The organism is Bradyrhizobium sp. AUGA SZCCT0431 (genome assembly GCF_018131065.1).
Taxonomy (GTDB): domain Bacteria; phylum Pseudomonadota; class Alphaproteobacteria; order Rhizobiales; family Xanthobacteraceae; genus Bradyrhizobium.
Map to the genome: position 1 here is coordinate 65,000 of NZ_JAFCLR010000034.1, position 22,908 is coordinate 87,907.

Genomic DNA, 22,908 nt, shown 5'->3' on the forward strand with positions numbered 1-22,908 from the left:
GGCATGTGTGTCACCTCTATGCGCTCTTCGTTGCGTTGCTGCCTCGGCGGCGCGAGATCATGTAAGTTGTGCCTGCTGACGACGCTGCTCCATCATCCGACTTGAGATCCTGGCGGCTTGACCGAGCGTCTCGATCCCGCGGGCTCTCAACAGATCCAGGAGCTTCACGAAGATCGCGGCCGTGGTCATGGCGTCGCCGATTGCAGTGTGCCTGCGAATGACCTCGACACCCAGTCGTCCGGCAGTGGCGGTCAGCGAAAAATCGGACACATCCGGCTGCAGATACACGGACAGAAGCAGGGCATCGAGCACCGGGTTGTCGAATTTGACGCCTGCCTGCTCGGCTCCGTTCTCAAGGAATTTCATGTCGAACGCGGCGTTATAGGCGACGAGCACGGAGTCGCCGATGAAAGACTTGAACTGTGGCAAGATGACATGGGCAGGCGGCTTGTCGCGCACCATTTCGTTGGTGATGCCGTGAATTCGCGTGGTGCTGGCCGGGATAACGCGGCTCGGATTGATCAGCCGCTCGAACGTCTCGCCCGTCAGGATGCGACCATTGACCACACGAACCGCTCCGATTGAGATGAGCTCATCGCCCTCGTTGGGCCTGAGGCCGGTGGTCTCGGTGTCGAAGACGACCAGATTGAGCTTGCGCAACGGCGTGTCCCTGATTGCCTCAGTCGAAGGAGCAAACAGGTCGAAATCATATAGTTCCGGCATCGGCGCAACGCGGTCCGACCGTTCCGGGGCGCGTGGCTGCTCGGTCTTCCTTAGCGGCAATCTGAGGCACGAGCGCCCCTCTGGCAGCGCCTGGCTCCATAGCTCGCTGGCATGTCGCTCCACGATCTGGCGGACTGTGCGGTTGCCGATCGTGCCCTTCAGCGGCTCCGCCAGCCAGGCTTCGATAATCGCCGAGGCGAGCGGTGCGCCGTCCCAAACCAGCTCGACGTAGACGTACTCGTCTCGCACCACGGCGCCGATATCGAAGGCGGCTTTCGCCGTGTGCCTGGCAACGGCGCGGATGAGATGCTCGAGCGCAAGCACCAGCGAGTGGCTGTCGGCATGAATCCAGACCGGCACGCCCACGGGCGTGACCTGGATGCCGTCGGCGTCTGCCAAATGCCTGCGGATGGCGCGGAACAGATCCAGCGAGTAAATATCGGCCAACGGCCACTGACCCGTCGCAAGGCGTTCGTAACGCTGCGCAACGTCGGCAAAGCTCCGATCGAGCGTTCCGACCTCCTTGCCAACGACGTCTTGAAAGACGCGGCGCTCGCCCGCTTCGAGCTCTCCCGCCAGCATTTCGGCAGCGGCACGCAAGCTTGCAAGTGGCCGTCGCCATTCCATGGCGACCTCACGCAAGAGCGCATCGCGCTGGGCCACGTTTTCGAGCTCGGCGCCGACATCGGCAAAGGTCAACACGTAGCCTGAGGCGCGGCCCGAAGGTTCGCGCACCAAGCTGAGCCTCACCTGCAGCAAAGTAGCAAGGTCGACCGACGCACAGACGAAGCGGCGCGTCGTGGAATCGAGCGTCGAGTCTCCGGTGGACTGGGCTTCATCGCCGGCTGCGTCCCGTTGCAGGAGCAGCTCGAGTGTCAATAGCACGGGCTCTCGCGTCAGCACGCCAAACAATGAGCGGGCAAGCCCAAGCGTATCGCGCGCGTTGAGTATCCTGGCGGCGGCTTGGTTGTAGAGCAGTATGCGGTGCTCGAGATTGCAGACGATCACACCTTCGGAGAGATCGAGCAGGATGGCCTCGAGCCGGCACTTCTGTTCCTCCGCACGCCGCGTGGCAGCATCCACGGCCTCCTGTGTCTCGCCACGCGCGGCTCGGAGCGCGCCGAGTATTTTTTCGACCGCCGTTGGGAGCCCATTGAGCAAGTGGCCGCGATCGACCGCGAGCGGTCGATCGACGCGTATCTGCGACTGCATCAGCAGCTCCCGCTTCAGAGCGGCCAGGGGCTTGAGGAGCTTGACATGCAACAGAGCCCAAGCCAGCCCAACCAAAGCTGCGACGACGGCAAATGCGATGGACATGTAAACGCCGACCGCTCCGCCGCCTTGCACCGCCTGCCACAGCGCAACGCCGGACGCAGCGAAGGCGGCAAACGCCAATGCTGCGAGGAGGATTGGTATCGCAACGGCAGCCTGCATCGCACGCCCTTGTTGCCCGGTTAGTTGGCCGGCCCGATCCAAGCGGTGACCCGTTCAACGACCTCGCGCGTCGAGAACGGTTTGGTGATGTAGTCGTCGGCGCCCAGCGCCAAGCCCTTTTCGCGTTCGATGTCGCGGCCCTTGGCTGTCAGCAGGATGACACGCACCGCCCGCCATTCAGGATTGGCCCGGATGGCCTCGCACACGTCGAAACCGTTGCGCTTCGGCATCATGACATCGAGGAGCACGAGATCCGGCGGCGCCTTGCCTATCTCCGCGAGCGCCTCCTCTCCGTCGCAGGCGAGGCGAACTTCGTAGCCGGCCTTCTTCATCAGGAATTCGAGGGACAGCAGGATGTTGGCCTCGTCATCGACCACGAGCACGCTTTGCGGCATTGCATCCTCCAGGGGTCGCCTTGCTCGACCGCGCGAGAGCGCGGCAAGCGAAAAGTGCGCTCCGCCCAACTCCGCGCCACTTAGCTAGAGCATGATCCGGAAGAGCTTGCCCTCGACGTGGTCGGAGGTGGGTACCAGTTTTCCGAAAAGATCATGCTCAATCAAAAACCTGGAGCGCGATCGCTAGTCCATCTAATCCCGTCGCGCTCTAGCGCAGCAGGTACATGGCGACGACAGCCGCGGCTGCCCCGATCGCAGCCCAAGTGAACTTGGCACCGAGACTTTCGATGGGGTTCCACTCGAAGTAGCGCTCTTTGTTTTCTTCCCAGATATCCTTTTTCATCGGTTCCTCCGTTTTCGCTCTCGCCCTCCCAAACCTCAGCCGAGTCCGCCCGATGACACAGCAACCCGCCGATTCGCGCAGCAAGTCAGACTGCTGGCCTCCAAGGTCGCGCGGACTGATCTTACATCCTTCGCCCCTGTTTGTCCCTTGCCCACCTTTTCCGTACCCTGGGCATCCGGCAGGAATGCTGCGGTGCCGTGCGAGCGAGGCAGCCGCATGGGTTCGACCTTCGTTGGATCGGGCAAGTCGCACGTTGCAGGAAGGCTCGTTTCCGCCGGTTGCTGCACCGCGAGAACACCTGCGCCTTCGAAAACGCGGGCCAGCTGCGATTCATCTTTGGCAGCGAGCGGCTTCGACACCAGTCGTCCGATGGTCAGGGCCGGCGGCCTACGAACACCGTCATGGAGCGAGGAGAAAAATGGCGCGCCCGGAGAACTCTCGTTTCGCAGTCTAATGGTGAAAGGGGCGTTGCGCTGCTGCCGGTTTGATGGACGGCTGGTTAAGCTAATCCCACCTTGCGCTCGAACTCAACAGGGCTGAGATATCCGATCGTGGAATGCCGCCGGATCGCGTTGTAGAACCGCTCGATATAGTCGAACACATCGGCCCTGGCCTCGTTCCTGGTTTGATAGGTTTTGCGCGCGGTGCGCTCGGTCTTCAGCGACGAGAAGAAGCTCTCCATCGCCGCGTTGTCCCAGACGTTGCCGGATCGACTCATGCTGCAGACGATGCCGCTGTCGACCATCAGCCGCTGGAACTGCTCGCTGGTGTACTGGCTGCCTTGATCGGAGTGGTGCAATAACTCGTTCGGCCTGCCGCGGCGCCAGACTGCCATCAGCAGCGCGTCAGCAACCAACTGGGCCGTCATGCCGGCGCTCATCGACCAGCCGACTACCCGACGCGAGAACAGATCGATGACGGCCGACACGTAGAGCCAGCCCTCCGCGGTCCAGATGTAGGTGAAGTCGGCGATCCACTTCTGGTTCGGTCGCTCGGCCACGAACTGCCGGTCCAGAAGGTTCGACGCTACGGTTGCGACCTGGCGATCGCCTTCGTCCTTCGGCAGACGCCGGCGCCGTGGCACGTACTTGGCCTAGGGGGTCGGCGAGCTAAATTTGGCTGGCGGAGCATTGGGATTCGAACTCCTGGTACGGTCGGGCGGCAGTGGTGATCAACCGGTCTCCGCGGATAGTCTCCGCAAAACGGGAATATTTGCGGATACGGCCGGAGACTTTCGGCGATTTCTCCCTCAACTTCGGCAAACCTGGAGCCTGGACACGAAAGCGAATGTGCGAAAAGCCCAAATTTCCGGCCCATTCTGGCGTCTCTTGGGAAGCCTGGCCGAACGCAGGAATGGCTGGCTGGGGCGGGAGGGATCGAACCTCCGAATGGCGGAATCAAAATCCGCTGCCTTACCGCTTGGCTACGCCCCAACAGGCCGGGAACACGGCAGGAAACCTGCGGCGGATTCCCTCCGGCAAGGTGGGTCTATAGAGAGAGGTGAGCTATTTCAACCGGCTAGAGCATGATCCGAAAGGGCATGCCCCGCACGGGATGCGGGGTGGGCAGCCGTTTTCCGGAAAGATCACGCTCAAACAAAAGGATAGGCTTCGGATTCGGGCCTAAATCGGCTCCGGAAACACGACCCTTTATAATAGGCCTGGCGGTTCGTCCGATGTGGACGCCCCGGGCTCGCGATGGCCTCAAGCCGCCCGGCCTCGCCATGCCGGCCCTCCCGCCCATCGGAGAGTTGAGAGAAGGCCGGTTTCGTGGGAAGACGGCCCCCCGCTTTCCCGACTGAGGCGAGTAACCGACATGACCTACCGCGCGCCGATCAACGACATCCTGCTTGCCCTCAACCATGGCGCCGGCCTCAAGGCCGCCGTGCAGGCCGGTCATTACGGCGATTTCGACGGCGATATTACCGCGGCCGTGCTGGAGGAAGCCGGCAAATTCGCTTCCGACGTGCTGGCGCCTTTGAACACGGTGGGCGACGAACACGGCATCAAGCTCGCCGACAACAAGGTGACAACCGCGCCTGGCTGGCCCGACGCCTATCAGCGCTGGACGGCGGCGGGCTGGAACGCGGTGTCGGGCCCGGAAGCGTTCGGTGGCCAGGGCCTGCCGCTGGCGATCAACGCCGCCTGCACCGAAATCTGGAGCGCGTCGAACATCGCGTTCGGCCTCTGCCCGCTCTTGACGCTGTCGGCGATCGAGGCGCTCGACGCCCATGGCAGCGAGGAGCTGAAAAAGATCTATCTGGAAAAACTGGTGTCGGGTGAATGGACCGGCACCATGCAGCTGACCGAACCCCAAGCCGGCTCCGACGTCGGCGCGCTGCGCACCCGCGCCGAGCGCGCCCCGGACGGGTCCTACCGCATCAAAGGTACAAAGATCTTCATCACCTATGGCGACCACGACATGACCGATAACATCGTGCATTTCGTGCTGGCACGTTTGCCCGATGCGCCCGCGGGCACCAAGGGTATCTCGCTCTTTCTTATTCCAAAATTCCTCGTCAATGCCGACGGCTCGCTCGGCGCGCAGAACGACATCTATCCGAGCGGCGTCGAGCACAAGCTCGGCATGCATGCTTCGCCAACCTGCACCATGACGATGGGCGACAAGGGCGGCGCGATCGGTTATTTGATCGGCGAAGAAAACCGCGGCATGCTCTGCATGTTCACGATGATGAACCAGGCCCGCCTCGGCGTCGGCCTCGAGGGCGTCGGCATCGCTGACCGCGCCTATCAGCAGGCGCTGGCCTATGCGCAGGAGCGCCGCCAGGGCCGCGCCGTCGGCTCCAAGGGCGACGGGATGGACGCGATTATCGTGCATCCCGACGTCAAGCGCATGTTGCTGCAGATGCGCGCGATGACCGCCGCTGCCCGCACCATCTGCTACGCCACCGCGGTGGCGCTCGATGTCTCAGTGCGCGCCAAGGACGCCAAGGTGCGCAGCGACGCCGCCGCCCGCGGCGCGCTGCTGACGCCGATTGCAAAAGCCTTCTCCACCGATATCGGCAATGAGGTGGCCTATCTCGGCGTGCAGGTTCACGGCGGCATGGGCTTCATCGAGGAAACCGGCGCCGCCCAGCATTATCGCGACGCCCGCATCACCTCGATCTATGAGGGCACCAACGGCATCCAGTCGATCGACCTCGTCACGCGAAAACTCGCGGCCAATGGCGGAGCGTCGGTCTGGGCCCTGATCGACGAGCTCTCCGGCATCGTCAAGCAGGTCGAAGCTTCCAACGATCCGGCCTTCGGCACCACGGGGGCAAAACTGCGCGATGCGCTCGGCTCGCTCGAGCGCTCCAGCAAATGGTTGCTGGAGAAGGTCGCTTCCGCGCCGAACGACGCGCTCGCCGGTGCGACGCCCTACTTGCGGCTGTTCAGCTCGACGCTCGGCGGCTGCATGCTGGCCGGTGAGGCGCTCGCCGCCAAGAGCAATGGCGAGGCCGGCGATCCGCAGCGCTACGTCACGCTGGCGAGGTTCTTTGCCGAAAACATTTCGGTGCAGGCCACCTCGCTGGAAAAGACCGTCATCGACAGCGCCGACGCCGTCAACGGCGCGGATGCGGTGTTGCTGGCATAGGGATAACCCAACACCAAACCCGACTAGAGCAGCACGTTTTTCAATCCAGGCGCATCCAGCGCCGCAAAGCTGCCAACGCAGGAGCCACTGTCCCGATGTTTGATTTCGATCGCGTTATTAATCGCCGCGGCACGCACGCGTCGAAATGGGACATGATGGCCAAGAATTCGGGGATCACGGCAGCGGACGGAATTCCGATGTGGGTCGCCGACATGGATTTTGCGGCGCCTCCCGGCGTCACGGAAGCACTGTCCACGCTCGTTACCCGCGGCGTCCACGGTTACTATGCCGACACCGGCAGCTGGGCGGCAGCGCTCGCCGAATGGATGGCGCGCCGGCATGATCTCGCGATCGACCCGGCCTGGGTCAGCCCGACGCCCGGTGTCGTCTCGGGCCTCGGTCTGATCCTGCAGGCCGTCACCGAAGTGGGCGATGAGGTCGTGGTGTTTCCACCGGCCTATCATGCCTTCCGCAAGATCATTCTCGCCAATGAGCGACGCATCCTCGATGCGCAGCTGGTCCAGCGTCAGGGCCGCTACGAGATGGACCTCGATGCGCTGGGAAAACAACTCACGCCGCGAACCAAAATCGTCTTCTTCTGCAGCCCGCACAATCCGGGCGGCACCGTGTGGTCGGTCGAGGAGATCCGTGAGCTCGCCGCCTTCTGTGCCGAACGTAATCTGATTCTGGTTTCCGACGAGATCCATTGCGACCTGCTGCTGGGCGGCGTCAAACACACGCCGACGCTGTCAGCCGCACCCGAGATCGCCGATCGCCTGATCACCTGCCTCGCCGCGACCAAGACCTTCAATCTCGCCGGCGCCCATGTCGGCGCCTGCGTCACGTCGAACCCGGTGTTGAAGGCGCGGATCGACGCGCGGATTGCGGCCAGCGGGCTCGCCTCCTACAACGCCTTCGGCATGATTGCGACCGAGGCGGCCTGGCGAACCGGCGACGCCTGGCTCGATGCGCTGCTGCCCTATCTCGCCCACAATCGCGATACGCTCGCCACACGAATAGAAAAAGCCGCGCCCGGCGCACGCTCGATGCGGCTCGATGCAACCTATCTCGCCTGGGTCGATTTCTCCGGAACCGGATTGGCGGCTGCGGACGTTGCCGCACGGGTGAAGGACCGGGCACGCATTTTTGCCAGCCCCGGTGAGCAGTTTGGGCCCGGCGGTGAAACCTGGCTGCGCTTCAACTTTGCCACGCCACGTCCGATTCTCACCGAGGCGCTGGATCGGCTGGACGACGCCTTTCGAGACCTCCGCGCTTAAGCTGCGGATGCGGTCCTACCGCAGCGGCATCGGCGGCCTCGGCACCGACGCCAGTTCCGGATCGCTCAGCGTTTCAGCGGTGGTTGGCGATTGCGCCTCAAGCTGTCGCGGCACGTAGGGTGCCGACGTCGCTGACAACGGCGCGGCGGCGGCCGACGGCATGGCTTGCTGCCGGACCGGCCGCGGCTGCACGGGCGGCGGAGCCGGCGTCCGCGCCGGCGCTATCGCGGCGACTGGCCGCGGCGGCGGCGCCGGTTTTTTAGCTTGCGCGTTTTGCGCGGCAGATTTCTCCGAAACCATCGCCACGAGCTGCTGCTGGCTGGCCTTGAGCTGCTCGACGCTGGCCTTGAGCTGTTCGATCTCGCGGCTTGCGCTGGCCAGATCGCGCGCCATCGTCTCGAGCGATTGCGGCTGATCAGGCGCGGCGGTGGCCGGCGGGGCGGCAGCGGCCGGCGCTGCAGTCGCAGCCTCCACTGCAGCCGGCGCAGCAGCCGGCGCCTGGGGCGCCGGTGAAGTATTCGACGCGTCGACATCAGCGGCAGCCAGAACCGGCTGCGCGGTGAGGCCGGTCTTTTCCGGCGCCTGCGATGATTTCTGCGCGAACAGCGGCGCCCATTCCGCGATTATCCGTTGAGCCGCCTCGGCATGGTAATGCCAGGCCATGGCGGCACCGCCGATACAGCCCGCCAGCAGCAACGCCGTGACGGCACGCATCGCGCGCCTCGCCATCGACGACCTCGGCCGGCGGCGGCTATTGATCAGGGCATCTTCGACGGCGGCTGCGCGGAACGTGATTTCATCGACTTCGATTGCGCGAAACGTGGCGTCGACCGGCGGCACCGCTGCTCCGGCCCGGAAGACCGGCTCGATGTGAGGCTGCGGACCCGAAGGTGCGCGCACGGGGTCCGGCGCCGGGCCGAAAAATTCTTCTTCCGCGGGCGCTACCTTGACGGGATCGGGTGCGACCCTGACGGCATCGGGTGCGACCACGAGGATATCGTGCGGATCATCGGTTGGCTTCGGTTTCTGCATCGATTGCATCGGCGCTCCGTACTCCATCCAATGTCGCCTGCGCCCCAAGAGCTTGCCTTAAGACTTTGCTTAAGACCCTGCCCAAGATTTCCCCAGGAGCGACCGGCGGATTTGCGTGAGATCGACGACTTCTAGCCCCAGAATTCCCCCACACGTTCGTTCCCCTTACCTCATTTCGGTTTGACGAAAGCAAGGCAGCACGGTGGAGAGGTTGCGGCCGGGGAACTCGGCCCGCGGCGCCACGCCCGTTTCAATCTGCGGGAACTGCTCCCGCTCAGCGGCCTACCAGCTGCTGCAGATGTTCCGGGTACCGCGCGCCCTGCACCGCGACGGCAGAGATCGCACGCTCGATCTCGCCGAGATCGCCTGATGTGAGCGTCACCGCCGCCGCGCCGGTGTTCTCGTCCAGCCGATGCAGCTTGGTGGTGCCGGGGATCGGAACGACCCACGGCTTCTGCGCCAGCAGCCAGGCGAGCGCGATCTGCGCCGACGTCGCCTTTTTGCCTGCGGCGATTTTGCCAAGCAGGTCGACCAAGGCCTGGTTTGCTTTCCGCGCTTCCGGCGAGAACCGCGGCACCACGTTACGGAAGTCTGATTTGTCGAACGTCGTCGTCTCGCTGATCGCGCCGGTGAGGAACCCCTTGCCGAGCGGGCTGAAGGGAACGAAGCCGATGCCGAGTTCTTCGAGCGTCGGCACGATCACCTCTTCGGGTTCGCGCCACCACAGCGAATATTCGCTCTGAAGTGCGGCGACCGGCTGCACGGCATGGGCACGCCGGATCGTCGGCGCGGCGGCCTCGGAGAGTCCAAAGTGCCTGACCTTGCCTTCGCGAATGAGATCCTTGACCGCACCCGCCACATCCTCGATCGGCACGTTGGGATCGACGCGGTGCTGATAGAACAGATCGATGACGTTGGTCCTGAGCCGCTTCAGCGAAGCCTCCGCCACTTGCTTGATGTGCTCCGGCCGGCTGCTCAGACCGCTCTGCGCGCCTGTCTTCGGATCGATGTCGAAACCGAATTTGGTGGCGATCACGACCTGGTCGCGGACCGGCGCCAGCGCCTCGCCGACCAGTTCCTCCGACGTGAACGGTCCATACACTTCGGCGGTGTCGAAAAACGTCACACCGCGCTCGACGGCGGCGCGGATCAGCGCGATTCCCGCCTGCTTTTCGACCGCCGGGCCATAGCCGAAGCTGAGTCCCATGCAGCCGAGCCCGATCGCCGAGACTTCGAGGCCGCTCTTGCCAAGTTTACGCTTCTGCACTCTCTTCTTCTCCAATTGTTCGACAAATCATCGCGCGTACTGTTCGTCGCTGACCTTTTCCATCCAGTCGACGGTCTTGCCGTCGAGCGCTTCCTGAATTGCCAGATGCGTCATCGCCGTCGTGGGTCCCGCGCCGTGCCAGTGCTTCTCGCCGGGCGGAAACCAGACCACGTCGCCGGGCCGGATCTCCTCGATCCGCCCGCCCCAATGCTGCACCAGGCCAAAGCCTGACGTGACGATCAGGGTTTGTCCGAGCGGATGGGTGTGCCACGCGGTGCGCGCGCCGGGCTCGAAGGTGACGCTGGCGCCAACCACCCGCGCCGGCTCGGTCGCCTTGAACAGCGGATCGACGCGGACGGTACCGGTGAAATAATCTGAAGGTCCCTTGCCGGACGGCTGCGAGCCGCTTCGTTTGATGTCCATGGTACTGATCCTTCGTGGTGGTGTTACCGGCGCGTTTGCGCCAGCAGCTCCCGCTGCCAGCGCGGCAAGGCCGCCACCGGCTGCAATCATGCGTCTGCGCGTGATCATCGCGGTCGGTGCGCGGGCTCGGCGCTCATGCCACTTCCGGCAGCCGGGCAAGCAGCTTGTCGAGCGTGATCGGATAATCGCGCACCCGCACACCGGTCGCGTTGTAGATCGCATTGGCGATGGCGGCACCGACGCCGCAGATGCCAAGTTCGCCGACGCCCTTCGCCTTCATCGGCGACGACATCGGATCGGTCTCGTCGAGGAAGATCACGTCCTGATGCGGAATGTCGGCATGCACGGGCACTTCGTAGCCGGCGAGGTCATGATTGACGAAGAAACCGGCGCGCTTGTCGACCGCCAGTTCTTCCATCAGCGCGGCGCCGGCGCCCATCGTCATCGCGCCGATCACCTGGCTGCGCGCCGATTTGGGGTTGAGGATCCGGCCCGCGGCACACACCGCCAGCATTCGGCGCACCCGAATTTCGGCGGTCGCGGCATCGACGCCAACCTCGACGAAATGCGCGCCGAAGGTCGATTGCTGGTACTTCTTGCCGAGATCGCCGAACTCCATCACATCCTCGGCAACGATGCCGCTCTCGCCCGCCGCCTGCGCCAGCGGCACGCTGCGATTGCCCGAACGGACCTGCCCGTCGGCGAAATCAGCCTCGGTGGAATTGAAGCCCAGCTTCTGCGCCACGGCCTCGCGCAGCTTGACGCACGCCGCATAGACGCCGGACGTCGAGCTGTTGGCGCCCCATTGCCCGCCCGATCCGGCCGAAACCGGAAAGGCCGAATCGCCGAGGCGCACGATGATCTTGTCGAGCGGCAGGCCCATCATCTCGGCAGCGGTCTGCGCGATGATGGTGTAGGTGCCGGTGCCGATATCGGTCATGTCGGTCTCGACAACAACGACGCCGCGGTTGTCGAGCCGCACGCGCGCCGCCGATTTCATCACCGGATTGTTGCGGAAGGCAGCGGCCATGCCGATGCCGACCAACCATCGCCCGTCGCGCACCTGCCCAGGCCGGGGATTGCGCTTGCTCCAGTCGAAGCGGTTGGCGCCAAGCCCCATGCACGCGATCAGCGGCCGGTGCGAATACGCCCGCTCCGGCTTTTCGGGATCGACCTGGGTGTCATTGAGGATGCGGAACTCGATCGGATCGAGGCCGAGCTTTTCCGCCATCTCGTCGATCGCGATCTCCAGCGCCATCATGCCGGGCGCCTCGCCGGGCGCGCGCATCGCATTGCCTTCCGGCAGGTCGAGCACCGCAAGCCGCGTCGCCGTCATCCGGTTGGCGCCGGCATATAGCAGCCGTGTCGCCTGCACCGCAGCCTCCGGCTTGCCGCCGGGCAGGTTGCCGGACCAGCCCTCATGGCCGATGGCCGTGATCTTGCCATCCCTGGTCGCGCCGATACGGATGCGCTGGATCGTGGCCGGCCGATGCACGGTGTTGTTGAACATCATCGGACGCGTCAGCGCTACCTTGACCGGCCGCCCGGCCGCGCGGGCGCCCAATGCCGCGAGCAACGCATCGGCCCGCACGAACAGTTTGCCGCCGAACCCGCCGCCGATGAACGGCGATATCAGGCGGACCTTGTCCTTGGGCATGCCGAGCGTCTTGGCCAATTCGCCAACGCTCCAGTCGATCATCTGGTTTGAGGTCCACACGATCAGCTTGTCGCCGTCCCAGGCGGCCATCGAGGCGTGCGGCTCCATCATCGCATGGGCGTGATCGGGCGTGGTGTAGGTCGCGTCGAGCTGAACCGGTGCCGCGGCGAATGCGCCGGCGAAATCGCCGACCGCGGTATCGGCCGGACCGCCGGTGATGCGCGCGGGCTTGCCGGAATCCTTGACCGCTGCGAGATCGAACGCCCCCTCTGCCTTCACGTAATCGACGCGGACCAGTTGCGCGGCGGCGCGGGCCTGCTCGAAGGTCTCCGCCACCACGAGCGCGATCGCCTGGTGATAATGCTCGATCTCGGGACCGCCGAGCAGCGTGGCGAAGTTCAGGTTGCCCTTGGCGAGCTTGCCGGCATTGTCAGCCGTGACGATGGCGAGCACGCCGGATGCTGTTTTGGCGGCCGTCAGATCCATCGAGGCGATCCGGCCCTTGGCAATCGCTGAACCGACCACATAGCCGCAGGCCGGGTTCGCGATGTTGTCGTGCCGCTCATAGGCATAGGGCGCAGTGCCCGTGGTCTTGAACGGACCATCGATGCGGTCCGCGGGCTTGCCGATGATCTTCAACTGGTCGATCGGGTTGGTGGTCGCCGGGGTTTCGAATTTCATTGGTCTATCCCCTCGCCTCTGACAGCACCGCGCCGAGCGTCCGCTCGGCCAGCAGCAGCTTGAAGGCGTTCTCATGGGTAGGTTTGGCGTCGGCGAGTAGTTTTGCCGTCACGGCTTTCGCGCCGCGCGGCAGTTCGGCCTCGGCCGCTTCGACGCGCCAGGGCTTGTGGGCGACGCCGCCGAGCGCGACGCGCCCGGAGCCGTCGCGCTGCACGATGGCGGCGACCGACACCAGAGCGAACGCATAGGAAGCGCGGTCGCGCACCTTGCGATAGATTTGTTTGCCGCCAACGGGTTTCGGCAACGTCACCGCCGTGATCAGTTCGCCCGGCGTCAGGGTGGTCTCGATGTCAGGCGTATCGCCAGGCAACCGGTGGAAGTCAGCGATCGGAATGCTGCGCGCGGCGCCGTCAGGTCGAATTGTTTCCACGGTGGCGTCGAGCGCGCGCATGGCGACCGCCATGTCGCTCGGATGGGTCGCGATGCACGCTTCGCTGGCACCGATCACGGCGTGCTGACGGCTGAAGCCGCCGATCGCCGAACAGCCGCTGCCGGGCTGGCGTTTGTTGCAGGGCTGGTTGGTGTCGTAGAAATAGGGGCAGCGGGTCCGCTGCAGCAGATTGCCCGCGGTCGTCGCCTTGTTGCGCAACTGGCCCGAAGCGCCGGCGAGCAGCGCGCGCGACAGCACGCCGTAATCGCGCCGCACCCGTTCGTCCGCAGCAAGATCGGTGTTGCGCACCAGCGCACCCAACCGCAGTCCGCCATCGGCGGTCGGCTCGATCTTGTCGAGCCCGAGACGGTTGACGTCGATCAGATGCGCCGGCGTCTCGATTTCGAGCTTCATCAGGTCGAGCAGGTTGGTACCACCAGCGATGAATTTGGCGCCCTGCTGGCGTGCGGCCGCGGCGGCGGCCTCGGCCGGCGAATTGGCGCGCTCATAGGTAAAGGATCTCATGCCTGCCTCCCGGCGACTTCGCTGATGGCTTCGGCGATGTTGGAATAGGCGCCGCAGCGGCAGATGTTGCCGCTCATGCGCTCGCGCAATTCGGCATTGGTGAGCTGCGGAACTGCGTTCAGATCGGCGCTGACATGGCTCGGTATGCCGGCCTTGATCTCGTCGAGCACGGCGACCGCCGAGCAGATCTGCCCGGGTGTGCAATAGCCGCATTGATAGCCGTCATGCTTGACGAACGCCGCCTGCATCGGGTGCATATTCTCCGGCGTGCCCAATCCCTCGATGGTGGTGACGCTCTCGCCCTCATGCATCACAGCCAGCGTCAGGCATGAATTGATCCTGCGACCGCCGACGATCACCGTGCATGCGCCGCACTGGCCGTGATCGCAGCCCTTCTTGGTGCCGGTGAAACGCAAATTCTCGCGCAACGCATCGAGCAGCGTGGTCCTCGTATCGACCTCGAGCTCGCGCACCTTGCCGTTCACGCTGAGGGCCACTTTCGACATCACCGGGGCTCCGGAAACCGCAGGCTTCAGGGCGATCTCGGCCCTGGCCACAAAGGTCGACGTCGTCACCCCGAGGGCCGGCGCCGTGAGAGAAGCGGCGCCGACGACCAACAGGTCGCGCCGAGAGAATCTGAAATCACCGGGGCTTCGCATGCCATCAATCCTTTTTGCGCTTCGCTCGTTTTGCGCCCGCCTCGTCCACTAACGCCGATCATGATCCGGGGTTGCGCGCAGCCGACATCGCGCAGGTCACGACCGCGTGCCTTCAGGCATTTAACGGGTGCAACGCCGCCGGATTAGGCCTAATAATCGGCATAGACTTATGAGTTTGGCTCACCAATGCTCGGGAAAAACACGCACGATCTCATGGCGTTCCTCGCCGTCGCGCGCGAACGCAGTTTTACGCGGGCGGCAGCACAGCTCGGGGTTTCGCAATCGGCGCTCAGTCACACCATTCGAGGACTGGAAGAACGGCTCGGCTTGCGGTTGTTGACCCGCACCACGCGCAGCGTGGCGCCGACCGAAGCCGGCGAGCGGCTGATTCGAACCGTCGGACCAAAATTTGAACAGATCGACTCGGAACTATCGGCGCTGACCGAATTGCGGGAAAAGCCCGCCGGCACCATCCGGATCACGGCCGGCGAACATGCCGCGCAGGCCGTTCTTTGGCCTGCGCTGACGACGCTGCTGCCGAATTATCCCGACATCAAGGTCGAACTGATGATCGACTACGGCCTCACCGATATCGTCGCGGAGCGATACGATGCCGGCGTCCGTCTCGGCGAGCAGGTGGCCAAGGACATGATCGCGGTGCGGATCGGGCCGGACTTCTGCATGGCGGTGGTCGGCGCACCCGCCTATTTCGAAACAAAGCCCGTGCCGAAGAAGCCGCAGGATCTCACCGCGCACGACTGCATCAACATCCGCCTGCCGACCTATGGCGGGATCTACGCCTGGGAATTCGAGAAACGCGGCCGTGAACTGAAGGTGCGGGTCGATGGTCCCTTGGTGTTCAACAACATCGCGCTGCGCATGAACGCGGTCATGGCGGGGCACGGCCTCGCCTATCTGCCGGAAGACCAGGTCAAGCCGTATCTCGCCGACGGCCGTCTGATCCGCGTGCTCGACGACTGGTGCGCGCCGTTTTCTGGGTATCACCTCTATTACCCGAGCCGCCGGCAACCCACGCCGGCGTTTGCAGTGCTGGTGGAAGCGCTGAGGTATCGGGGGTGATGGGCAGCCCCCGATCGAGCGGCAGGGTTTTGGGCGGCCGGGCCGGAACCCATCCGTCATCCAGATGTCATCGAATGCGCCAACAGCTTGTTGGACACACATTCGAGGGCACCGATGGACTATTTCCGACGCTTCACCTTTCTGTTCGCCGCACCGGTCTTTGATACCGACGATCTAGAAGGCCTCCGTTTCAACCAGATCATCACCGAGATCGAGCGGTCCGGCTTTGAAGTGGTCCGGGCGCGCAAGCTCGAGGATGCGGAAATCCAGGTGCAGACCGACGCCGCGATCGGCTGCATGGTGGTCGACTGGGGCAAAAAGGGCCTCGAGGGCAAGACCATGGCCCTGATCAACCTGATGCGGCGGCGCGGCCTCGATTTTCCGATCATCCTGCTGATCCGCCGCAAGCGGTTCGAGGACCTGCCGGTCGAGGTGCTGGATTTCATCGACGGCTATGTCTTCCTGTCCGAGGAAACGCCGCCCTTCATCGCCAAAAACCTCATCAGCCGCCTGAAGCAATATGCCGAAACCCTGAAGACGCCGTTCTTCGGCGCGCTGGTCGACTATGCCGAAGAGGGCAACCAGCTATGGACCTGCCCGGGCCACAATGGCGGCGTGTTTTACAGCCGCAGCCCGATCGGCCGGGTGTTCGTCGAACATCTCGGCGAAGCCGTGTTCCGCGACGACCTCGACAATTCGGTGCTCGACCTCGGCGATCTCCTGACCCATGAGGGCCCGGCGCTGAAGGCGCAAAAGGAAGCCGCGCAAATCTTCGGCGCGGAAAAGACCTATTTCGTGCTCAACGGCACCTCGACCTCCAACAAGGTGGTGCTGGGCGCGCTCGTCACCGACGGCGATCTCGTGCTGTTCGACCGCAACAACCACAAGGCGGCGCATCATGGCGCGCTGATGATGGCCGGCGGCATTCCGGTTTATATCCCCACGGTCCGCAACGCCTGGGGCTTGATCGGTCCGATGCGCTGGGACGCGATCGACGAGACGAGTTTGCGCGAACGCATCCGCAGCCATCCGCTGGTCAAGGATCCGGAAGCCTGGCGCAAGCCGCGCCCGTTCCGCGTCGCCGTCGTCGAGCAGTGCACCTATGACGGCACGATCCACAGCGCCGAGATGATCCTGAAAGCGATCGGCCATCTCTGCGATTACATCCTGTTCGACGAGGCCTGGGCCGGCTTCATGAAGTTTCATCCGCTCTATGCCGGACGTTTCGCGATGGGGCTGTCAGGTCTCGGCGCCGACGCGCCCGGCATCATCGCGACCCAGTCGACCCACAAGCAGCTGGCGAGCTTCTCGCAGGCCTCGCAGATCCACATCAAGGACCGCCACATCACCGGCCAGAAGCGCCGCATCGAACACCGGCGCTTCAACGAGAGCTTTATGCAGCACGCATCGACCTCGCCGTTCTATCCGATATTTGCCTCGCTCGATGTCGGCGCGCAGATGATGAAAGGCCGCTCCGGCGAGGTGCTGTGGGACGACACGATCCGGCTCGGCATCGAACTGCGCAAGAAGATGCGCGCGGTCCGCCGCGAATTCGAGGAGAAGGAAGCGCGGCCCGAACGCCGCTGGTTCTTCGAGCCGTTCGTGCCCGACCGCGTCGCGATTCCAGACGTCTCCCGCGCGGGCGCCGTGCACAATGTGGCCTGGGAGACCATCTCCACCGACATGCTGGTCACCGACCCCGTTTATTGGCAGCTTTCACCGGACGCTCGCTGGCACGGTTTTCCTGATCTGACCGCGGGCTTCGCCATGACCGACCCGAACAAGCTGACGGTGCTGACCCCCGGCTTCGACCATGCCACCGGCCGCTATGCCGAGCACGGCATCCCCGCCCCCATCGTCGCGCAATATCTGCGCGAGAACCGCATCGTGGCGGAAAAGAACGACCTCAACTCGCTGCTGTTCCTGCTTACCCCCGGCGTCGAGGCCAGCAAGGCCGGCACGCTGATCTCGGGCCTCGTCGCCTTCAAGAAACTGCACGACGACAACGCGCTGCTGGAAGAGGTGATCCCCGAATTCCATCAGCGCCGGCCGAAGCGTTATGCCGGCGTGCGCTTACGCGATCTCTGCGGCGAGATGCACGGCTTCTTCCGCAACGCCGGCGTCAGCGCGCTGCAGGCCAAGCAATTCCAGGCCGAGCATCTGCCTGACATCGCGATGTCGCCGCGCGACGCCGCGCGCTATCTGGTTCGCAACGACGTCGACTATCTGCCGATCGACGCCATCCCCGGCCGCATTGCCACGACGCCGTTCGTAGTCTATCCCCCCGGCATCGCCACCATCGTGCCGGGCGAACGATTGACCGAGCGGGCGCAACCGATGATCGACTACCTCAAAATGTTCGAAACCTGCTTCAATGCATTCCCCGGCTTCGACGTCGAGATTCAGGGCGTCTACAAGGAGGTCGATCCGTCCGGCCGCATCCGGCTGCATACTTATGTGGTCTGCGAATGAACCGGCCCGTCGAAACAACAGACCCGGCCATGACCAACCAGCAGCCGGTGCTGGTCCGGCCCTCGCGCGACGGCGATGTCGAGGCGATGCTGGCGATCTACCGGCATCATATCCGCCGCGGCATCGAGGAAGGCGTCGACGACAGCGGCACGCCGGAGCCGGAGGACCTGCGCGACCGGCGCAAGAATTTGCGCAGCCAGCGTCTGCCGCATCTGGTGGCGACCTGCGGCGGCGAGGTGGTGGGCTACGCTTACGTCGTGCTGTTTCGCAAGCGGCCGGCCTATCGCTACGCGGTCAAGCATTCGATCTATGTGCATCGCGAGCATCAGGGACGCGGCGTCGGACGGCTGTTGCTGCAGGAGCTGATCGACGTCTGCGCCGCGGCCGGGTTCCGGCAGATGATCGGCTATATCGATTCCGACAACACGGCCTCGCTCGCGCTGCACGAAAGGTTCGGTTTTGCCCGCGCCGGCCTGCTGCCGGGCGTCGCCTATCGCTACGGCCGCTGGGCCGACACCGTCATGGTGCAACGTTCGCTTGCCGCCGGTTCAACCGCGCCGCCGCTGATTTCCAGCCCGGGCCGGTGAGAATTCCACGTCGTCCCGGCGAACGCAGATGCGCAATTGCGCATCGGGGGACCCATACCGCGTGATCTCTCGATAGAGGCTTGGTGGCAGAGACCTTTCGTAAAACTACTCCCTGGGGTTATGGGTCCCGGCGTTCGCCGGGACGACGACGGTTCGGTTTGCTTGGCACTGTATGCCCCCGCTTCGCCGCAACCCGGTGCGCCGCCGCCAAATGCGGCGAGCGCCCAAATGATCAGCTCATCGGGTTCATCGAACAGCCGCTCCGGCACGCGCCAGAAGGAGAGGTCGATCACGGCGCCCTTCTTCGCATAGTTGAGCGGCGGAAACGTCTCGGCTTCCTTGAAGATCTCACGGTTCTGGTCATCGACCCGGAAATACAGCGTATTCTCCGTCACCATGGCGAACATCACGCCGTCGCAGAACACGCCGGTCTTGCCGAACATCCGCCGCATGGTGACGCGGCCGAGCGGCGCCAGCTGCTCGCGCAGGAATTCGGCATAGGTGGCGCTGGCGACCATGCTCGCCGATCACCGCGGTTCGCCGGAGAACGCCAGCCGCAATGTCGACAGCCGTTCGAGCGCCGCCTGCGGCAATGGACCTTTTTCGACCGCGGCGAAAGCGCCCTCGAACTCCTGCGGCGTCGCCATGCCGACCAGGATCGTGCCCATCGCCGGATGCGACAGCGCAAACCGCGTCGCAGCTTCGGTCAGGCTGGAAGCAAAACCCTCCTCCACCAGCGGCATCAGGCGGCGGGCGCGCTCGATATCGGCATCGTAGCTCATGGCAGAGCCGATCGGCTCGGGCGCCGGGCTTGCAATCGGGTGCCGCGCGGCCGAGCCCGACAAGGCGCCGCCCGCCAGCACGCGGATGCCGACGACGCCGACGCCGGCGGCCCGTGTGTGATCGAACAGCCGCGCATAATCCTGCGCCGGATAATTTTTCGGCAGTTCTTCGGCGGCGGATGGATTGAGCATGTTGTAGACGATTTGTGCACTGTCGAAGACGCCGGCATCGATCACCTGATGCAGCGCCGCGGTGTCGCCGACCGCCGAAATCCCGAGGAAACGAATCTTGCCCTGCTGACGCAGCCGCTCGAACGCCGGTACCACCTCGTCCAGCACCTGCCGCGCGCTCAGCGCCGATCCGCCGCCGGAAACGGTAATCGGATTGTGCAGGTGAAAGATGTCGACGTGATCAAGACCAATCCGCGCCAGGCTGCCTTCGAGCGACGCCGTGACGGCATCGGCAATGCGGCCAAACGCATCGGGCGGTATTCGAACCTTGGTGCCGACGATCGCGTTGGCCGGCTTCAGCTTTTGCAAGACACGGCCAAGGTTCTTTTCCGATTCACCGTCGCCGTACAGCACCGCGGTGTCGAAATAATTCACGCCGACATCGATGGCCCGCGCGACGGCGCGCTCCTGATCGGCCGGATCGCCGCGCACCATCACGCCGCCGACGGCGCCGCAACCAAAGCCCAGCACCGAAAGCTGCATTCCCGTGCGCCCAAAAACCCGCAATTGCATCGCTGTTCCTCCGGCTGCTCGCACAATACTCGAAATTTGCGCCCCGGGGTAATTTGCGGTCGACACAATTGTAAGTTTGCGTTTCGGAGTTGCGGGATCGGCAAAACTGACGCACAGTTTGGGCCTGTGCCGGAAATCAACCGGCGAGTATCAAACGAGGAGCACGCCATGATCAAGGTAAGCGTTATGTATCCAAACACGCCGGGGGCGCGCTTCGACCACGATTATTACCGCGACAAACACATGCCGCTCGTGAAGGCGCGCATGGGCGATGCCTGCAAGTCCTACACGGTGGACAAGGGCCTTGCGGGTGGCGCGCCCGGTGCGCCCGCGACCTATGTCGGGATGTGTCACATCTTCGCCGACTCGGTCGAGGCCTTCCAGGCCGGCTTTGGGCCTCACGCCAAGGAGATCATGGGCGACATCAAGAACTATACCGACATCGCCCCGGTCATGCAGATCAGCGAAGTCGTCGTCGGCTGACGGCGGCTGCGTAGCTGCGTAGGGTGGGTCAGGTGACTTGTCCGCCGTCGCTCGCAAGAGAAGGCGGAAGCCTAACCCACCGCCGACGCGAATACGAACAGCGGTGGGTTACGCGGAGTTTATCACCGGGCCGCGCTTTGCACGCACCCGGTGACAACCCACCCTGAGCATTAACCTGATTTTCGCCTGGTCAAGCCTTGAAGCGTGTCATGGGAAAGCCAATTCGGACTACCCCCAAAGAAGCGGGTTCGTTCCACCATGTTAATTGCGGAAACTCCGATATCTCGGCATCATTTTCAAACGCTGCCGGGCATCGCCCCCCTGTAAAACACCTGGCCGCGAACCCCAAGAAGCCGCGTCGGGCCTCAGCTCTTTCCCCAAGGAGCTGAGGTCCATTTATGTTGTGGTGCCCTGGAAAACGTTCATGCCGAAAATCACGATCATTGAAACCGGCGTCATTTCGCCTGCGAATCGCGCGCGGCATGGTTCCTTTCCGCAGATGTTCGAACGGCTGATCGGTTCGGCCGATGCCTCGGCGAGCTTTGCAACGGTCCGGCTTGCAGACGGCGAAGCGCTGCCCGATCCCGCCAGCCTCGAAGCCATTCTGCTCACGGGATCGCCAGCCGGCGTCTACGACGGTCTCGACTGGATCGCACCGCTCGAGCGCTTTGTACGCGCGGCGTATGAGGCGAGAATTCCAATGGCCGGAATCTGCTTCGGCCACCAATTGATCGCCCAGGCGCTCGGCGGAACCGTGCGCAAATCGGAAAAGGGCTGGGGCATCGGGCGCCACGTCTATGATGTCGTGCCCGGTAACGGCGTGATCGACGGCGATAGAATCGCGATTCCCGCCTCGCATCAGGACCAGGTCATCGCGCCACCCACGGGGGCAACAACCATATTCCATTCGCCGTTTACGCCGCACGCGGGCCTTCTCTATGCGAACGGCGTAACGCTATCCGTGCAGCCGCATCCCGAATTCACGGTGGCCTTTGCCGATGTTTGTTGCGAGAAAGCCGGCCAGAACAGCGCTCCCGCGGCATTGGTTGCGGCGGCCAGGGCTTCGCTCGAGCAGCCCCTCGACAGCGCCAACCTCGGCCGCGCCATCGCGCGTTCTCTGGCGAGGCCGCGCGGGGCGTGACGCATTCCCACGCGGCTGTAGCCCGGATGAGCGCAGCGACATCCGGAGCCACAATTGCCACCCGGACATCGCGGAGCTCATCCGGGCTGCTCGCTACGCTTGCTGAGGAGTGATCGTCTGAGCCGCGGCGCTACGTATCCCCGCCAGGACCGCCCACCGAATTGTCGGGATTACCGTCTGCATTCGGCTTCACCTTCGTCCCCTGACGAACGGCGAAGGCGATAAATCCCAGCAGCGCGCACAACGCCAGCAGGGGTCCCAACCAGTTCGGCATTATCGTCCTCCGCCTCGTTTTGCACCAAGCATCTTGCTCAGCTCATGCGGGCTACACTGTGCATAATTCATTCCCGTAGAGCGCAGCGAAACCCACCAGACCCAAGGCCTATGGGCTTCGCTTGGTGAGAATTCCCGCACCGTTGGACGCGCTATTGGGTATATGGGTTCAACCTGGGAAGCCCTGTTTCCAATTGACCCACAGCGTCCCGCAGCGACACAAAATCCGCGATCGGAGTGTCCGCAATGTCCGTTGAGAACCAAAGCGCCAGCCTGTCGATGGCGGCAGGCTTTCTGGCTGGCAATCCCGCCGCTTCTTCCGTTGCTCCAAGCGCCAACCCTTTTTTGTGGCTCTATCGCGTTTGCCGATTCATAGGCGAAGCTCTCTTTCCGGTTAATTAGAGGCTTGATTCAAATCGTCTCGATTATCGGGTTCCTGTCGGTAGATTTTCGACTACCCATTTTGCCCGTCGGGCAAATCACTTCTGATTTTCGGAATCGATGTCAAGCCCTGAAATAAAAAATATTTCGCTTTTCCAGAAGGCAAATCAGGGGCATATCTTTGGCCATCCCGTCCCACTCAGAGGGCGTCGGCCGTCGTCACGGACGTTGGACGGGTTGCGGTGGACGCTGAAGTGCTGGCGACGAACGGCACTGATGCGTACGGTGAAGTCGTGTGGTCCTGACACCCCGTTGCTGGCGTCAAGTTCGTGAGTGGCAAAAAACTTCTCACGGGCGATGGTGGCAAGAAAGCCCGTTCACCAGGGAGAGCTCGATATAAGCCGTAAAGCCATTGCGCAGGGAAGGCCGGATGCTCTCCGCTGGACCTGTATGCTCGTGTGCACTTTGTTTTGTGCAAACCGCACGCGAGACCGCGGGTGCAGCGCGCACCCGGTCTTCCCT

The 22,908-nt window shown here is 63.8% G+C and carries 20 protein-coding genes, 1 tRNA gene and 1 pseudogene; 8 read left to right on the forward strand and 14 right to left on the reverse strand.

The genetic code is table 11. The features are described from left to right. Positions 1 to 57 precede the first annotated feature (57 nt). From JQ567_RS27790 to JQ567_RS27805, 5 genes and pseudogenes are all read right to left on the reverse strand, one after another. Positions 58 to 2,157: an exonuclease domain-containing protein gene (locus JQ567_RS27790; RefSeq protein WP_212441761.1), complete on the reverse strand. Its 2,100-nt coding sequence runs from the start codon at positions 2,155 to 2,157 to the stop codon at positions 58 to 60. 20 nt (positions 2,158 to 2,177) lie between these two features. Further along, positions 2,178 to 2,552 carry a response regulator transcription factor gene (locus JQ567_RS27795; RefSeq protein ID WP_212441762.1) on the reverse strand — a complete coding sequence of 125 codons (375 nt, stop codon included), beginning with the start codon at positions 2,550 to 2,552 and terminating at the stop codon, positions 2,178 to 2,180. A 208-nt stretch (positions 2,553 to 2,760) separates the two neighbouring features. Further along, on the reverse strand, positions 2,761 to 2,895 hold the full coding sequence (locus tag JQ567_RS38710) for a hypothetical protein (protein ID WP_283816579.1): 135 nt from the start codon (positions 2,893 to 2,895) through the stop codon (positions 2,761 to 2,763). 499 nt (positions 2,896 to 3,394) lie between these two features. Then, a pseudogene (locus tag JQ567_RS27800) lies at positions 3,395 to 3,976 on the reverse strand (IS3 family transposase); the annotation flags it as partial. 277 nt (positions 3,977 to 4,253) lie between these two features. After that, positions 4,254 to 4,328 (reverse strand) — tRNA-Gln (locus tag JQ567_RS27805). 382 nt (positions 4,329 to 4,710) lie between these two features. On the opposite strand from JQ567_RS27805, the gene JQ567_RS27810 reads away from it, so the two are divergent. Both JQ567_RS27810 and JQ567_RS27815 read left to right on the forward strand, forming a co-directional pair. Continuing rightward, the gene (locus JQ567_RS27810; RefSeq protein ID WP_212441763.1) at positions 4,711 to 6,492 is read left to right on the forward strand and encodes an acyl-CoA dehydrogenase; all 1,782 of its coding nucleotides are present in this window, start codon (positions 4,711 to 4,713) and stop codon (positions 6,490 to 6,492) included. 95 nt (positions 6,493 to 6,587) lie between these two features. Then, positions 6,588 to 7,769 (forward strand): MalY/PatB family protein, encoded by a 1,182-nt coding sequence (locus tag JQ567_RS27815; RefSeq protein WP_212441764.1) that lies wholly within the window; start codon positions 6,588 to 6,590, stop codon positions 7,767 to 7,769. A gap of 15 nt (positions 7,770 to 7,784) precedes the next feature. Here JQ567_RS27815 and JQ567_RS27820 read toward each other — a convergent pair whose 3' ends face one another. The 6 genes from JQ567_RS27820 to paoA all read right to left on the reverse strand — a co-directional run bounded on the left by JQ567_RS27820 (position 7,785) and on the right by paoA (position 14,443). Then, on the reverse strand, positions 7,785 to 8,810 hold the full coding sequence (locus JQ567_RS27820) for a hypothetical protein (RefSeq protein WP_212441765.1): 1,026 nt from the start codon (positions 8,808 to 8,810) through the stop codon (positions 7,785 to 7,787). A gap of 265 nt (positions 8,811 to 9,075) precedes the next feature. Beyond that, a complete protein-coding gene (locus JQ567_RS27825) occupies positions 9,076 to 10,068 on the reverse strand; it encodes an aldo/keto reductase (RefSeq protein ID WP_212441766.1) in 993 nt (330 codons plus the stop codon). Between the two features lie 27 nt (positions 10,069 to 10,095). Continuing rightward, complete coding sequence (locus tag JQ567_RS27830; RefSeq protein ID WP_212038670.1) at positions 10,096 to 10,491, reverse strand: cupin domain-containing protein; 396 nt, start codon at positions 10,489 to 10,491, stop codon at positions 10,096 to 10,098. A 133-nt stretch (positions 10,492 to 10,624) separates the two neighbouring features. Further along, entirely contained in the window at positions 10,625 to 12,829 is a 2,205-nt protein-coding gene (gene paoC, locus JQ567_RS27835; RefSeq protein ID WP_212441767.1) for an aldehyde oxidoreductase molybdenum-binding subunit PaoC, read from the reverse strand. Between the two features lie 4 nt (positions 12,830 to 12,833). Beyond that, positions 12,834 to 13,784 (reverse strand): xanthine dehydrogenase family protein subunit M, encoded by a 951-nt coding sequence (locus JQ567_RS27840; protein ID WP_212441768.1) that lies wholly within the window; start codon positions 13,782 to 13,784, stop codon positions 12,834 to 12,836. Next, positions 13,781 to 14,443 (reverse strand): aldehyde dehydrogenase iron-sulfur subunit PaoA, encoded by a 663-nt coding sequence (gene paoA / locus JQ567_RS27845; protein WP_212441769.1) that lies wholly within the window; start codon positions 14,441 to 14,443, stop codon positions 13,781 to 13,783. The genes JQ567_RS27840 and paoA overlap by 4 nt, the downstream gene beginning before the upstream one ends. Before the next feature lie 186 nt (positions 14,444 to 14,629). Between paoA and JQ567_RS27850 the strand changes: the two genes are divergently transcribed. From JQ567_RS27850 to JQ567_RS27860, 3 genes are all read left to right on the forward strand, one after another. Beyond that, entirely contained in the window at positions 14,630 to 15,523 is an 894-nt protein-coding gene (locus JQ567_RS27850) for a LysR family transcriptional regulator (protein ID WP_212441770.1), read from the forward strand. Between the two features lie 114 nt (positions 15,524 to 15,637). Further along, complete coding sequence (locus tag JQ567_RS27855; protein WP_212441771.1) at positions 15,638 to 17,995, forward strand: Orn/Lys/Arg decarboxylase N-terminal domain-containing protein; 2,358 nt, start codon at positions 15,638 to 15,640, stop codon at positions 17,993 to 17,995. Positions 17,996 to 18,024: 29 nt separating this feature from the next. Next, complete coding sequence (locus tag JQ567_RS27860; protein ID WP_212414577.1) at positions 18,025 to 18,582, forward strand: GNAT family N-acetyltransferase; 558 nt, start codon at positions 18,025 to 18,027, stop codon at positions 18,580 to 18,582. Here the strand turns inward: JQ567_RS27860 and JQ567_RS27865 are convergent. Both JQ567_RS27865 and JQ567_RS27870 read right to left on the reverse strand, forming a co-directional pair. Further along, positions 18,492 to 19,100 (reverse strand): TfoX/Sxy family protein, encoded by a 609-nt coding sequence (locus JQ567_RS27865; RefSeq protein ID WP_249165761.1) that lies wholly within the window; start codon positions 19,098 to 19,100, stop codon positions 18,492 to 18,494. The two genes, JQ567_RS27860 and JQ567_RS27865, sit on opposite strands and share 91 nt — an antisense overlap. A gap of 9 nt (positions 19,101 to 19,109) precedes the next feature. Then, positions 19,110 to 20,108: an aldo/keto reductase gene (locus JQ567_RS27870; protein ID WP_212441772.1), complete on the reverse strand. Its 999-nt coding sequence runs from the start codon at positions 20,106 to 20,108 to the stop codon at positions 19,110 to 19,112. 168 nt (positions 20,109 to 20,276) lie between these two features. Between JQ567_RS27870 and JQ567_RS27875 the strand changes: the two genes are divergently transcribed. Continuing rightward, positions 20,277 to 20,591 carry an EthD family reductase gene (locus JQ567_RS27875; protein ID WP_212441773.1) on the forward strand — a complete coding sequence of 105 codons (315 nt, stop codon included), beginning with the start codon at positions 20,277 to 20,279 and terminating at the stop codon, positions 20,589 to 20,591. 424 nt (positions 20,592 to 21,015) lie between these two features. After that, entirely contained in the window at positions 21,016 to 21,732 is a 717-nt protein-coding gene (locus JQ567_RS27880) for a type 1 glutamine amidotransferase (protein WP_212441774.1), read from the forward strand. Between the two features lie 130 nt (positions 21,733 to 21,862). On the opposite strand, the gene JQ567_RS27885 is transcribed toward JQ567_RS27880, so the two are convergent. Continuing rightward, positions 21,863 to 22,006 carry a hypothetical protein gene (locus tag JQ567_RS27885; RefSeq protein WP_212441787.1) on the reverse strand — a complete coding sequence of 48 codons (144 nt, stop codon included), beginning with the start codon at positions 22,004 to 22,006 and terminating at the stop codon, positions 21,863 to 21,865. 245 nt (positions 22,007 to 22,251) lie between these two features. On the opposite strand from JQ567_RS27885, the gene JQ567_RS27890 reads away from it, so the two are divergent. Beyond that, complete coding sequence (locus JQ567_RS27890) at positions 22,252 to 22,407, forward strand: hypothetical protein (protein ID WP_212441775.1); 156 nt, start codon at positions 22,252 to 22,254, stop codon at positions 22,405 to 22,407. The last annotated feature ends 501 nt before the right edge of the window (positions 22,408 to 22,908 follow it).

Bases quoted from the DNA above. Each gene is read 5' to 3' on its own strand.
- JQ567_RS27790 (WP_212441761.1), bottom strand. From the start codon at position 2,157: ATGCAGGCTGCCGTTGCGATACCAATCCTCCTCGCAGCATTGGCGTTT.
- JQ567_RS27795 (WP_212441762.1), bottom strand. From the start codon at position 2,552: ATGCCGCAAAGCGTGCTCGTGGTCGATGACGAGGCCAACATCCTGCTG.
- JQ567_RS38710 (WP_283816579.1), bottom strand. From the start codon at position 2,895: ATGAAAAAGGATATCTGGGAAGAAAACAAAGAGCGCTACTTCGAGTGG.
- JQ567_RS27810 (WP_212441763.1), top strand. From the start codon at position 4,711: ATGACCTACCGCGCGCCGATCAACGACATCCTGCTTGCCCTCAACCAT.
- JQ567_RS27815 (WP_212441764.1), top strand. From the start codon at position 6,588: ATGTTTGATTTCGATCGCGTTATTAATCGCCGCGGCACGCACGCGTCG.
- JQ567_RS27820 (WP_212441765.1), bottom strand. From the start codon at position 8,810: ATGCAATCGATGCAGAAACCGAAGCCAACCGATGATCCGCACGATATC.
- JQ567_RS27830 (WP_212038670.1), bottom strand. From the start codon at position 10,491: ATGGACATCAAACGAAGCGGCTCGCAGCCGTCCGGCAAGGGACCTTCA.
- paoC (WP_212441767.1), bottom strand. From the start codon at position 12,829: ATGAAATTCGAAACCCCGGCGACCACCAACCCGATCGACCAGTTGAAG.
- JQ567_RS27840 (WP_212441768.1), bottom strand. From the start codon at position 13,784: ATGAGATCCTTTACCTATGAGCGCGCCAATTCGCCGGCCGAGGCCGCC.
- paoA (WP_212441769.1), bottom strand. From the start codon at position 14,443: ATGCGAAGCCCCGGTGATTTCAGATTCTCTCGGCGCGACCTGTTGGTC.
- JQ567_RS27850 (WP_212441770.1), top strand. From the start codon at position 14,630: ATGCTCGGGAAAAACACGCACGATCTCATGGCGTTCCTCGCCGTCGCG.
- JQ567_RS27855 (WP_212441771.1), top strand. From the start codon at position 15,638: ATGGACTATTTCCGACGCTTCACCTTTCTGTTCGCCGCACCGGTCTTT.
- JQ567_RS27860 (WP_212414577.1), top strand. From the start codon at position 18,025: ATGACCAACCAGCAGCCGGTGCTGGTCCGGCCCTCGCGCGACGGCGAT.
- JQ567_RS27865 (WP_249165761.1), bottom strand. From the start codon at position 19,100: ATGGTCGCCAGCGCCACCTATGCCGAATTCCTGCGCGAGCAGCTGGCG.
- JQ567_RS27870 (WP_212441772.1), bottom strand. From the start codon at position 20,108: ATGCAATTGCGGGTTTTTGGGCGCACGGGAATGCAGCTTTCGGTGCTG.
- JQ567_RS27875 (WP_212441773.1), top strand. From the start codon at position 20,277: ATGATCAAGGTAAGCGTTATGTATCCAAACACGCCGGGGGCGCGCTTC.
- JQ567_RS27880 (WP_212441774.1), top strand. From the start codon at position 21,016: ATGCCGAAAATCACGATCATTGAAACCGGCGTCATTTCGCCTGCGAAT.
- JQ567_RS27885 (WP_212441787.1), bottom strand. From the start codon at position 22,006: ATGCCGAACTGGTTGGGACCCCTGCTGGCGTTGTGCGCGCTGCTGGGA.
- JQ567_RS27890 (WP_212441775.1), top strand. From the start codon at position 22,252: ATGTCCGTTGAGAACCAAAGCGCCAGCCTGTCGATGGCGGCAGGCTTT.